This window comes from Haliea sp. E1-2-M8 (genome assembly GCF_030649675.1).
Classification (GTDB): Bacteria; Pseudomonadota; Gammaproteobacteria; order Pseudomonadales; family Halieaceae; genus Haliea.
In genome coordinates, this window is record NZ_JAUTDR010000002.1 from 244873 (window position 1) to 257441 (window position 12569).

10 protein-coding genes are annotated in these 12569 nt (G+C 59.5%); 4 read left to right on the plus strand and 6 right to left on the minus strand.

Going from position 1 to position 12569, the window contains the following annotated elements:
• Nucleotides 1-34 precede the first annotated feature (34 nt).
• The 5 genes from Q6D67_RS02725 to Q6D67_RS02745 all read right to left on the minus strand — a co-directional run bounded on the left by Q6D67_RS02725 (nt 35) and on the right by Q6D67_RS02745 (nt 8074).
• The gene (locus tag Q6D67_RS02725) at nt 35-2488 is read right to left on the minus strand and encodes a penicillin acylase family protein (protein WP_304704001.1); all 2454 of its coding nucleotides are present in this window, start codon (nt 2486-2488) and stop codon (nt 35-37) included.
• 122 nt (nt 2489-2610) lie between these two features.
• Nucleotides 2611-3396 carry a cyclase family protein gene (locus Q6D67_RS02730; protein WP_304704002.1) on the minus strand — a complete coding sequence of 262 codons (786 nt, stop codon included), beginning with the start codon at nt 3394-3396 and terminating at the stop codon, nt 2611-2613.
• A gap of 120 nt (nt 3397-3516) precedes the next feature.
• Nucleotides 3517-5082 (minus strand): GMC family oxidoreductase, encoded by a 1566-nt coding sequence (locus tag Q6D67_RS02735; RefSeq protein WP_304704003.1) that lies wholly within the window; start codon nt 5080-5082, stop codon nt 3517-3519.
• Complete coding sequence (locus Q6D67_RS02740) at nt 5076-5510, minus strand: gluconate 2-dehydrogenase subunit 3 family protein (RefSeq protein WP_304704004.1); 435 nt, start codon at nt 5508-5510, stop codon at nt 5076-5078. Before Q6D67_RS02740 ends, Q6D67_RS02735 begins: the two co-directional genes overlap by 7 nt.
• A 125-nt stretch (nt 5511-5635) precedes the next feature.
• Nucleotides 5636-8074 (minus strand): TonB-dependent receptor, encoded by a 2439-nt coding sequence (locus tag Q6D67_RS02745; protein ID WP_304704005.1) that lies wholly within the window; start codon nt 8072-8074, stop codon nt 5636-5638.
• A 128-nt stretch (nt 8075-8202) separates the two neighbouring features.
• Here Q6D67_RS02745 and Q6D67_RS21710 point away from each other — a divergent pair, with 128 nt between their 5' ends.
• On the plus strand, nt 8203-8637 hold the full coding sequence (locus Q6D67_RS21710; protein WP_370551913.1) for a MaoC family dehydratase: 435 nt from the start codon (nt 8203-8205) through the stop codon (nt 8635-8637).
• A gap of 115 nt (nt 8638-8752) precedes the next feature.
• Here Q6D67_RS21710 and Q6D67_RS02750 read toward each other — a convergent pair whose 3' ends face one another.
• Nucleotides 8753-9388, minus strand: coding sequence for a winged helix DNA-binding protein (locus Q6D67_RS02750; RefSeq protein WP_304704006.1), 636 nt, complete (start codon nt 9386-9388; stop codon nt 8753-8755).
• A 168-nt stretch (nt 9389-9556) separates the two neighbouring features.
• Between Q6D67_RS02750 and Q6D67_RS02755 the strand changes: the two genes are divergently transcribed.
• The 3 genes from Q6D67_RS02755 to nagA all read left to right on the plus strand — a co-directional run bounded on the left by Q6D67_RS02755 (nt 9557) and on the right by nagA (nt 12566).
• On the plus strand, nt 9557-10663 hold the full coding sequence (locus tag Q6D67_RS02755; protein ID WP_304704007.1) for an LLM class flavin-dependent oxidoreductase: 1107 nt from the start codon (nt 9557-9559) through the stop codon (nt 10661-10663).
• A 118-nt stretch (nt 10664-10781) separates the two neighbouring features.
• Nucleotides 10782-11384 (plus strand): nitroreductase family protein, encoded by a 603-nt coding sequence (locus Q6D67_RS02760; RefSeq protein ID WP_304704008.1) that lies wholly within the window; start codon nt 10782-10784, stop codon nt 11382-11384.
• A gap of 6 nt (nt 11385-11390) precedes the next feature.
• Complete coding sequence (nagA, locus tag Q6D67_RS02765; protein ID WP_304704009.1) at nt 11391-12566, plus strand: N-acetylglucosamine-6-phosphate deacetylase; 1176 nt, start codon at nt 11391-11393, stop codon at nt 12564-12566.
• Nucleotides 12567-12569 lie beyond the last annotated feature (3 nt).

The window sequence follows — 12569 nt, forward strand, 5'->3', positions numbered from 1 at the left end:
GCGCGGGACAGACCACGCACCGGGGCTGGGAGGTTTACTCTTCCAGCAGCAGGGTCTCACCGATCTGGGCAGCAGCGATGTCCGCCTCGCAGTAGGGGAAGCGCACCCACTCCTTGTCCGCATAGAGCTCGGTCTGGTCGGCAAAGTGCGGCGAAGCCGGGTCGGTGGACTGGGAGGGCACCAGAATCACATCCGCGATCGGGCACTCGCTGTCATCCCAGGTCACCGTCTGGATATAGGAGTTGCCGGCGCGGGGATTGACGTAACCACTCTCCGAGAGGCCCGCGCTGATGGCGCCGTAGACTCCCATGGAGCCTGAGCCGCCGTGAATCGGCACCCGCACGCCGTTGCGTTCCAGCACCTGCACTTCGCCCCAGGGTGCGTTCAGCGCGACGTTGGCATCGTCGAGCCTTGAGGTGGCAACCGCAAGGGCGTTGATGACCCGACTGTGGTTGGCGGCAACCGCGATGTCGATTCCAGCGGGGGTGTTGAGGGGATCGTCCGCATCGAAGTCCACTGCCCAGAACTCGTCGCTCTGGACAATATTCTGGAAGGAGTTGCCCAGTTCGCTGGTGATCACCTTCCAGAACTCGGTGAAGACCTGGGCTCCCATGGAGTCAACGTTGACCCTGCGGTCCCAGTTCGCCAGCACGTTACAGGCCTCCAGCACCGGCTCCGCCTCGTCGGTGGCGCAGATCGCGAGGATATCGTCCAGCACGATCTCGGCGCCGTAGACCCGGTTGGCGTACATCATATCCTTCAGGTTTTCCAGATCAAACAGGGGCTCTGGATCGAGCCCGTCCGTGGCCGCCTTGCGCTCCGCGACCATGATGTGGCCAATGCGGGTACGCAGGAACTGCTGCTGACCCTCGTAACCCAGCGGGCCCATGATCACCGGAAATCCCTCCAGCGGATTGTTGGCGTCGCTGAGCCAGTAGCTGTTGTTGCTGTTGCCCACATAGTCGGTAGTCCTCAGCTGGGGCAACTTCGAGGGGCCATAGAGATTACTGCCCGCAGGCGCCTCCGGATCTGTGCCCCATTCACAGGACGAATCGGAACCGTCCAGGGAGATGATCACGTTGGTGGTGGCTGATGCCAGCAGCGGACCGACGACGCCGTTGATGCAGCGATCGAGCTGGTCCTGGGTGACAAAGGGCACCGCCGACAGCTCGCCGTAGAAGGCATTGCCGTCGCGGTCCGCCGCCAGTTCGTGGAACACCGGGTTGCCGATGCTCTGCAGCGCTGCCACATACTCGTCGATGGACGCCGCCTGGCCCTTGTTGATCCACTGTTCAATGCCGCGGATGCCGGTCAGGATGTTGGCGTCGCGGAAGGCCAGCACGGAGCCGTTGAACATGGGCCAGCCGTCCAGCGCCGGGCTCACGCCCTTGAGGTTGACCACCGGACCGTAGTGCGACAGGTAGAACACCTGCTCCCGATCTTCCAGGGTGCCGTCCTCGCCCTTGACCTGGATGGTGACGGTCTCCGGCACTATGTCCCGCCACTCGCCGTCGTAGTCGTATTGCAGGGGGTTGTCGGGATTCAGCTTAAGCTCATAGAGACTGAAACGGTTGGCATAGGATACGGTGTGGGTCCAGGCAACATCGCGGTTGAAGCCGATACCGATAAAGGGAAAACCCTGCAGCGCGGCGCCGGCGACGTCGTAGGTGCCGGGCAGGGTCAGGTGCGCCTGGTACCAGGCCCCGGCGCCGAACCAGGGCTGGTGGGGGTTACCCAGCAGCATGCCGCTGCCGTCCTTGGTGGCATCCCGGCCCAGGGCGAGGCCGTTGCTGCCGCGGTCCAGGTCGCGAAGCTGGGCGGCCGCCTCGGACAGGGCCGCGGCGTCCTCCTCGAGGCTGGTCGCTGAGGCGTCACCGCCGGCGTCATCGGGTCCGGTGGTGGCCAGGATCGCGCTGCGGAAAATACCCTGCTCGGAGCTGCCCCGCAGCGCTTCCCGCCGCAGGTACAGGAACAAATCGACGCTGTCGAAGGCAAACACCCAGTCGGCGTTGCGACAGCCAAGGTCACCCTCGGGCAGGTTGTCGACCCCGGTCTCCTCCAGGTAGCGGTTCATGCCGCGGGTATAGCCCTCGGCGAGGTCGCGGGCAAACTGGGGCAGGGCGGAAACGAACTCCTCGGCGAAAGCCTCCTTGTCGCCGTTGAGGAAACGGAACAGAAAGTCCGACTCCACGCTGCCCATGTCCTCGCCCATCAGTTCCGCGGAGCGCCCGGTGGCAAACACGATTTCGCGCATGGCGACGCAGAAGTTGTCCTGGGCATAGGCGTACCCGAAGCCATAGCCAAGGCTGCCCCAGTCGTCCGCCTTGATATGGGGAATGCCGTACTCCGTGCGCCGCACTTCCGCCGAGTAGGTACTCGCGGGCTCGGGTTCAGGCTCCACCGGCGGTACAACTTGCAGGCGGTCGCTGGAGTCGCTGCAGGCAGCGAGCGCAAGACTGAGAACAAGGGTGGACAGATAGCGCCGCATGACTTACCTCTTGTTATATCGACGTCAGGGAATAAGAGCATACCACTGACACAGCCTCCCGCAAATCTACCGGCATCGGCAGCGCGGACGCAACAGGGACAGGAGACCAGACATCGCCGGCCTCAGGCGGGCACCAGCGCCAGCACTCGCAGCGGGCTTCCGGAGCCCTCTTCGATCTTCAGCGGAGGTGCAACTATTACAGCACCGGTGGGCGGTAGCAGGTCCAGATTAATCATGCACTGGAGCCCGTACTTTCCCGCGCCGTGCATGTAAAAGTGACAGGGCAGTGGTGGATCGAAGTGAAACGCCTGCCCGTGGTCCGTACCGACGCACTCGGAACCAAAGCCGATGACATCGCGCTCCTCTACCAGGAAACGCACGCAGCCTGCATCCGGTCCGGGGTGGTGGGCACCGTCCTCACGCTCGTTCTTGAAATTGTCTGGACTGACGACCTTTGCCCAGTCGGAGCGCATGAACAGCCATGCACCGGCGGGAATACGGCCGTGCTCGGCTTCCCAGTTTTCCAGGTGCCCGCGGGTAAGGATGAAATCCTGATCAGCCGCGACTTCCTTCGAGACATCCACAACGCAGACAGGGGCAATAAAATGCTGTGGTGGAATCGTATCCACCGCATTATTCGGCAGGTCCTTGCCGCTAATCCAGTGGATTGGCGCATCGAAGTGGGTGCCGGTATGCTCATTGAGCGTGAAGTCGTTCCAATACCAGGCCGGACCGCGCTCGTCGTAGCGTGATATTTCCTTTTTCTGGAACTGTGCAGCCTGGCCAAATTCCGGCGGCAGCTCGATCACGGGATATTCGGGAGTGAGGGTGGCAGTCAAATCCACGGTTTTGATGGTACCGCCGGCCATGCCCGCGGTCAGTGCGCCCAGAATGGAAGGCTCAGTCATAGCTTCTCTCCTTATAGTTTATGTCTAAAATTTCCCTGGAGTATAGTGCACAGTTTCTCCAGTAGCGGCTATCCTCGAGGGTTTGACCCTCGAAGTTTTGGGTTTTTCCTCGGGGTTTGGTCAGGGCCAGTTGCGGAGCATCTGTTCGGCTGCGCGAAGGGCCAAAGCGTGAACAGTGAAAGTTGGGTTGACTGCGCCGGAACCGGGGAAAAGGCCGGGGCCGGCGATATAAAGATTATCAATGTCGTGACTCTGGCCGTAGCTGTTGGTCACGGACCCAGCCGGATCCACACCCATTACCGTGCCCCCCATGATATGCATTCCAGCTTGCGGCCCGCGCCATTGCTCGCGGGCACCCGCTGCATCCAGCACTGCTTTCCCCTGCTGCACAGCATGGGCGACCAACGCAGCGCTCGGCTTGCCCTGGTTATGCACTGCACGGGCCAGCGGCACACCGAATACATCGCGTTTGCTGCTCAGTTCGACCCTGTTTTCCCGCAGTGCAATATCCTCTGCAACGAGTGTCATCACTCCGAGGTGCTTCACCGCTCGCTGCAAAAAAGGCTTGAGCTGCGACCCATATATGTCGGGGCGATTGTTGGCGATTCCCAGCAACCCGTTTGGCTTGACCGCATTGGCAATGATCCACTGAAAGCTGCCATAGGCATCCTTGACCGCCAGCTTGTTGTCGTAACCATCCTGGTTGATCAGCTGCCCTCCGGTTGGACCGAGAGCAGGCTGGGTTTCTGCGTCGAACAACCCGTACAGGCTGACTGTAGGGTGGGTCATCAGATAACGCCCCACCAGCCCACTGCTGTTGGCCAGTCCCCGCGGATGACGACTGTTGGCAGAGGCCAGCAGCAAGCGGGCGTTCTGGACGGTAAATGCCGCGAGTACCACAACCTCTGCATACAGGCGATGGGCCGAACCGTCTGCCGAGCGATATTCAACACCCTCGATACGCTTCCCATCCGTACTGGTGAGTAGCCGGGTTACCGTCGCCTCGTTTCGCACCACCGCACCCGATTGCATGGCCTCGGCAAGAAATACGGTCTGGGCATTACCCAGGGCGCCGATAGGGCAACCCGCATCACACCAGCCGTCATACAAACAGGCCGGACGACCGCGATAGGGAATCGTGTTGATCGCCAGTGGCAGGGGTGCCGTATGCATATCCAGCCGGGAAAAACCTTCAGCCAGCAGCCGCCCCTGGCCGAACACAGGTACCGGCGGCATGGGATAAGCATCACCGGGGGGGCGCCAGCGTTCCTGGATCGCATCGCCACTGAGCCCAACAGTGCCCTGTATCCGGTCGTAGTACGGCCGTAACTCCGCATACTGCAAAGGCCAATCGAGACCTTGACCATACTGGGTAAATGTCTGGAAATCATTTTCATGAAGCCGCGGCCATACCCCGTAATGGTGCATGGTGCTACCGCCGGTGCCCCAGCCTGCATTGAAGTTGTGCCCGACCCGGTGATCACCCTCCTCTTCTACATGCGCTCCCCCCCATTTGTGTCGACGCGCCCAGAGTTGGGAGCTGACCAGATGATCGGGGGTGCGTGCCGGGCCGGCCTCCAGCAGCACAACCTGCTTGCCCGCTGCGCTCGCCTCAGCGGCGAATACGCTACCTGCAGCCCCGCTGCCAACCACCAACAGGTCAACCTTGTCGCGCACTGTCACCATACCTGTTCCGGCCTGATATGAGCCATATAGGGCGTATCCAGCACCGCCATGCCATCCTCTGTGCCATAGGTCACATCAATACCATCGCTACGCCAGACAAAATAGAGGAATGATGCCGGCGGGCCAGCCCAATCCTGCGTGTCATCAGTGATCAGATCGGTAATCAGTTGGTCCAGCGCGGGCGCAGGCAATTCCGCGGGGCGCTTGCCGTAACGCTCAATAGAATGCCGTGCAAGCGCCATCAGGCCACTGCGATAGAAATTCACATGGGGTTCTGCCACACCCAGATACCGAAGCATCAGAAGACTATCCGCCGAGGGCCGCGCCAATTGGTAATCTATAAAATGCACCGCGCCAGCCCCGGCGGAACCGGGCACCAATGCTTCTATAACAGTCTCAAGGTCTGCAGCTTCTTCGGCATCCAGCACACTGAGTGGCAGCTTGCGCTGTCGCGCCTCTGCTGGTGACAGCAGCAGCGCCCCCGATACCAGCGGATACGCGAGTAGCAGTGCCTTGAGAAACCTGCGCCGCTGCTGTAACGGCTCCATCACCCTCAGAACTCATACCGCAAGGCAACGGAATACAGACGCGGGTCGCGAAATGCAATTTCGTTACAGCCACACAGGGACGCCAGGTCAAAACCCTGGGTGCCTGCTCTTTCATCAGTCAGGTTACGCGCAGCCAGGGTCAACTGCCACTGGCTGTCGGTGCTGCTCCAACTTACTGACGTGTTGTAGATGGTATAGCTGTCGAACTTGTCGGCATCAAAGTTGCGAAGATTGTAGAAGAACTCGTCCGAGTAAGAGAAATCCGCCTGCACCGCAAGGTTGCCACCCAGAGCGGGCCACTGATAGCGAATAAGCCCTGCGGCCTGCAATTCAGGCGCATAAGTCGGCTTGACGTCACGTGGAGGCAGTGGCGACCCCCTGCGCAGAGGTACATCCTTCACAGTCGCATCAAACCAGGCACCGCTGAGCATGATATCCAGTCCATCCATGGGCGATGTCTGCAGCTCGAGTTCTGCGCCATAGGTGCGGGCATCGTTATTCTGCACCACCCCACCAACACCCACGAAGAGGAATGACTGGTAATCGGTGTAATCATAGTAAAACGCCGTGCCGTTCAAACGGGTCATACCACCGGCGAAAGACTTCTTGAACCCCCCCTCATAGGACACCAGAACCTCTTCGTCGTATGGCAGGCTTTCATCCCCCCCGGCACCGAGAAATGCGCCCAACAAAGGTGCGTTAAAACTACCGGCCTTCACGCCGCGATTTATCCCGGCGTATAACAGGAGGTCATCGGTGTAACGCCAGTCCAGTTGCAGCTTGCCAGTCCAGAGTGTATCGGAACTGTCATCGGTATTGGTATACGGTGATCCGGCGCCAAAAGCGTTGGGAATGGGATCGCCCTGGTTGACGGTGAAACTGTCAAAGGAAGGGAAGATGCCAATCAAGAGGTCGAAGTCTTTCTCTTCCTGAATCAGTCGAGCGCCCGCGGTGAACGTGAGCGTCTCGGTCAAGTCGTAATCGACCTGACCGAACAGACTGTAGGAGTTGGTTTCCAGATCAGCGACCACACCTATATCCACGGGAGCGAAGGGCGGGCTGCCGGCAATACTGTTGACCGGCGCCTTCAAGCCATTGTCGGAAGTGGTATCGATATTCAGATAGAAGGCACCGGCGACCCAGCGAGTGCGCTCGGTTTCACCGTTTAACCTGAACTCCTGGGTAAAACTGGTTGCGTCAACCCCGGCATAGTTCGCGAGCTGATTTACAGGTGCGGCATCCACATCGATGAACAACAGCTTCTCGTAGTCCTTGAAGTCTGTAATTGAGGTAAATTGAACACCGCTTGACAGCTCATACTGCAGATTGACATTGATACCCCAGGTTTCCGTAAAGGCCTGGTCCTCAAACGCAAAGTCGCCGGAAAACGTAAAGTCTTCTCCGTCGGGATCAATGTACCCAAAAAAGTCACCGCCGGGAGCCAGGCGACTCGGCAAACCAATACCGGCACCGGGGAGAAAGCTGCTGCCATCGATCGCGTTGGCCCCGCCGTCCTGATCACCCTGGATGGTGAAACGAGTTTCATCAGCCGGCATGTCAATTACGTTGATGAGTTCGCCATTTTTGTCAAGTATGCCAATGGTAGGCTTGCTCTGGTAGGGGCCGCTTGACAGGTCGGACTTCGAATAGTTGAGCGACACCATGGCCTGCATTCTGTCATCGGGCTGGAACAACAGCGTACTGCGTGCGGACTTGTCTTCCTGCCCTCCCAGATCAGCGCCGGCACCGGGGCCCGGAGGGCCCAGGAAAGCACTGTCCGGATAGAGGTTTTTCAGATAACCGTCCTGATCTTTGTAACGAAAGGCCACCCTGCCCGCAACGGTGTCTGTCAGTGCTCCACCCAGTGCGCCCTCGATCACGACTTGATTGGCATTGGCCGGAGTGTCAAATTCGCCGACCTGGAAATCGATATATCCTTCAGTGCCATCAAAATTTGGTTTGTTCGATATATAGTGAACCAACCCGCCGGTAGCGTTACGGCCGAACAAGGTCCCCTGCGGGCCCTTGAGAATCTCGAGGCGCTCAATATCGTAGACCGCAAAGGTCTGGGCCTGCGCCACCGCCAGATACCCTTCATCAAGATAAGCCGCGTTGGGCGCCTCGATAATATCGTTGAAATCGTTCTGGGTTACACCGCGAATAGAGAACTGGGTGTTCTGACCGGCAATATTCCCACTGATATGAACTCCGGGGGTAAACCCGGCAATATCGAAACTCTGCTGTACACCCAGCGCACGGGCCTGGTCACCGGTGAATACCGTTATTGAGATACCGACATCCTGCAAATTCTGTTCGCGCTTCTGTGCCGTAACAGTGACTTCTTCAAGCAGGTTCTGGGCGGCTCCGGGCATTGAGACCATCAGCGCAGCGAATAGTGATCCAAGCTTGAATTTATTATTATTGAGCATCGGTTTTTTTCGCATACGCGGCCTCTTTCAAGTTAAACTTTAGACTTAAAGTGTTTTCGATAATAGGTTCAATCGACGACGTTGTAAATACCCTGATTACAGAAGATTCAACAGTCCGATTATTGCCAAGTGGGAGACAGCAGATGTGGCGTTTCAATAGTTTCGAGGCCGGGCAATTAATCCAGCTGGGGAAATATCAGCTGACAGCAGAGGATATAATCGAGTTTGCGACCCGCTACGACCCACAGCCGATGCATACCGATCCAGTGGCTGCGGCACACTCACCAATGGGCGAATTGATAGCGAGCGGCTGGCACACCTGTGCCATTGCAATGCGGCTGTTGTGTGACGCTTTCATCTCGGATTCGAGCTCGGTAGCAGCTCCTGGAGTGGATAGTATTCGCTGGCTAGCACCCGTTCGACCGGGGGACATATTGAGTGGGCAGTGCAGGATCCTGGAAACGCGTCTCAGTCAAAGCAAGCCGGATCGGGGCGTAGTAACCGCAGAAGTGTCCTTGCAACGCCAGGACGCTGTAGAGGTATTGCGCATGAAGACTACCGCGCTCTACCTGGTGTAGACCATCAGACCCGGGGCTGACCTCTGAGCGAGGCCCCTGGCAGGGTGCGTGCCACAGCCGCCGAACAGGCAGCATGAACCCCGCGCTTCCTGCGAATCCGCTCAGAACGCACAGCTCACTCAGGCTGGTCGCTGCGGTGGGTGGCCGCGATACGCGCCGCCTGCTCATAGATCCCCGACATCAGATCAAGAGTACGAGCCGAATCGGTTAATTGCGGCACGAACTCGTGGACAGTGCCGGTGAAATCAAGCAGCAGGTTGCGCCGAAGATCAGCATATCGCTCGGTGATCTCGAAACCCTTGGCGGTGACCCGGTAGGTAACCCCCTGTCGGTGTGAACTTTGCTTGCTCTTCTCGACCAGGCCCGCCTTGAGGAGCTTGCGTAGAGAATACTGGATGTTGGGAATGTCATCGCGATTCATCAATCGGGCAATCTCCTTGACACCCTTGGCTCGCTCCTTCATCCGGATCACGTGCAGAAGTGCGTTGTCGCTGCCACCCACATCTATACCACTAACCGCAGCGAGGCACTCGGCCTGCCAGCGGACAAACGCCTCGTTACAGCGGATGATGGCGTACTCAAGCTCGCTGACTGCGATCTCGTGGGGCGTCTCGGCAAGATGCCAGCGCCGGTCCAGAGCGAGCCCGCCGTTCTCGTCATTGCCTACCTTGGCAATACCGGGCGCGGTGGACTCTTTCTCCTTCGACATTTTTGGCAAGCCCGGGGAGCCGGGCTTTTTGCTTCTTGGCATAACGTCCCTCCTTCGATAAGCCGCGCTTTGCACGAATTGAAGCCACTTCACAAGTTTCTCATAGATCGGAACATCCCGGTTGACAATCTGGTTATTTGTAGTTAAATACAATTGAATTTTAATTTTAATTTCAATAACGAAATTTCACACTCCCAGGGAGAGATCGCCATGAACCAAGCAGAAAACCGTATGTTCCGGAAAAACGAGTTCAAGCTCGGCACTTTTTCAGCAAACTGTTCCTCGGGCATGGCGGTCACCAAGGTGCCTGAGCGCTGGGTCAACTCCTGGGAGAACAATGCGCGCCTGGTCCGCCAATGCGACCAGGCCGGGCTCGATTTCATGCTGCCGATCGCCCGCTGGATCGGCTACGGTGGCGAGACCAATTTTCACTACAACGTACTGGAGACCATGGCCTGGGCCGCGGGGCTGCTTGCGATCACTGAACGGATCTCGGTGATCGCGACCATGCACACGGCGTTCAACCACCCGGTCGTGGTGGCGAAGCAGATTGCGACCATAGACCAGATTGGCGCCGGCCGCGCTGGGCTGAACATTGTCGCGGGCTGGAACCAGCCCGAGTACGATGCGATGGGTCTACAGCTAGCCGATGATCACGAGACCCGCTACGGCTATGCACAGGAGTGGTTCGATATTGTCAAAAAACTGTGGACCGAGAGCGGGGCCTTCGACTGGAATGGAAAGTATTTCCATCTCAAGGGCGTGCATTCCGACCCCAAACCGGTTTCGAACCTACCGCCCATCATCAACGCGGCGGGGTCCGCGCAGGGACGTGAGTTCGCGGTGAAAAATGCCAACTTTCTCTTCACTCCCGCGATCGACCTGGCCCGCTCCCGCGACGAGCTTGCAGAGTTGAAGGAACAGTCAAAAAACGCAGGCCGCGACCTCGATGTATTGACGTTTTCCTACGTAGTATGCCGGCCCAGCGAGAAGGAAGCCCAGGACTACCACAAGTATTACGCCGATACGAATGCGGACTGGGCCGCGGTGGACAACCTGGTAAGACTGCAGTTCGCCCACGCCCAGTCATTCCCGCACGACCTCCTGAGCCTTATCCGCGACCGCATGGCGGCGGGGCACGGCGGCTTCCCGCTGGTAGGCACACCGGAGCAGGTCGCAGACGGAATTACCGAGCTCTACGAGACCGGCTTTGGCGGCACCACCCTTGCGTTCGTGAACTACGCCGACGAGTTCCCGTATTTTGCCGAGCACGTGTTGCCCATACTGGAGAAGAGAGGCATTCGAACCGGGGCCTGATCAGGTATGGAGTGTTGGGGATTCCAGGTTCCTGCTATAGTCATTTGCCAGGCCGGGATCGGGAATCCGCACACTCTCTTACTTCAACTGTCAAGCCCCAATAACACAAGCGAATGTTATGAAGCACAAGGACGCACAGACTCAGGCCCCCATCGACACCCAAATAAGAAAACGCTGGAGCCCCAGAGCCTTTCAGGCAGAGGCTCCCCCGCTGGACAATCTGCTCACCATGCTTGAGGCCGCGCGCTGGGCGCCATCCTGTTTCAACGAGCAACCCTGGCGCTTTTTCCTCGGCCTGAAAGGCCTTGGGGACACCTACAGCAAAATATTTGACTCGTTGATTGAGTTCAACCAGGAGTGGGCAAAACATGCCCCGGTTCTACTTCTCGCCGTAGCCAGGACTCACTTCTCGGCGAATGACAAACCCAATGATCACCACGCGTATGACACTGGTGCCGCCATGTCCCTGCTCAGCCTGCAGGCGGCAGAGTTCGACATTTACGTGCACCAGATGGCCGGTTTCGACAGGGACAAGGCGAGAGAAAAGTTCGCCATACCCGAGGGTTTTCTACCACTGGCTGCAGCAGCCATCGGCTACCGGGGCGACCCGCAGATGCTGAACGAGAGACAGCAGCGAACCGAGGCGGAGAGAAGGGAACGCAAGGACTGGACAGAGACCTGTTTCGAGGGCACCTGGGACAACCCGCTTGAGCGGGGTTGACCGCATATGAAGAACGCGCTTCCGCAGCGGGCCCTGCGCGCCACCCGCCTGTTCGACGGCGAACAGTGGCACAGTGACTGCGGTGTGCTGCTGGCGGGTGACTCGGTGCAGGCTCTCATCCCGGCCGCCGCGATACCCGCCGCGCTGCCTTGTGAGGATATACCCGACGGTTTTCTGGCGCCCGGCCTGGTGGACCTGCAGGTCAATGGGGGTGGCGGCCTGCTGTTCAATAACGCGCCCAGCGCCGACACCGTTCTGCACATCGCCGCCGCCCATCGCCGCTACGGGACTACCGCGCTATTGCCCACCCTGCTCAGCGATACCGCCGCGGTATTGGAGGCGGGAGTTGCAGCGGTACGTTCTGCGCGGAGTTCGGCGCAGGCGGAAGCCAGGACCGTGCTCGGTATACATATTGAAGGACCGTTCTTTGCCGATGCGCGGCGCGGTACCCACCGGGCGGATCGCCTGCGCCGGCCCTCGCAGCAGGATATCGAATGGCTGTGCAGCCTCACGGATATCCACTGCCTGACCACCCTGGCGCCGGAAGCCATGGCCCCGGGCATGATTCGCCAACTGGCCGGCGCCGGCATTACTGTCAGTGCCGGCCACAGCGCGGCCAGTTGGCAAGAGCTGCGGCAGGCGCAGCAGGAGGGCCTGCGCGGTTATACCCACCTGTTCAATGCCATGAGCCCGCTGACCGCCAGGGAGCCGGGGGTGACCGGCGCTGCCCTCGACAGCGGCGACTGCTGGTTGAGCATCATCGCCGACGGCCACCATGTGCATCCCGCCAGCATCCGCATCGCCCAGCGCTGCGCCGGTGCCGGCAAGCTGTTTCTGGTCAGCGATGCCATGGCCACCGTCGGCAGCGGCCAACCCTGGTTCACGCTGTACGGTGAGCGCATCACGGCGCGGGACGGTCGCCTGCTCAATGCGGAGGGTGCCCTGGCGGGGAGTGCGATTGGACTGATAGACGCGGTGCGCTACTGCCACCAGGTGGTGGGACTGCCCTTGGAGGAGTGCCTGCGCATGGCTTCCCTGTACCCGGCCGCATTTATCGGCGAGCCCGAACTGGGCCGGATCGCCGCGGGCTCGCGGGCGGACCTGGTGCTGCTGGATGCGGATCTGCAGGTTAACGCCACCTGGCTCGCGGGCCAGCGCGAGGACCACGCACAGCCACAGTGAACG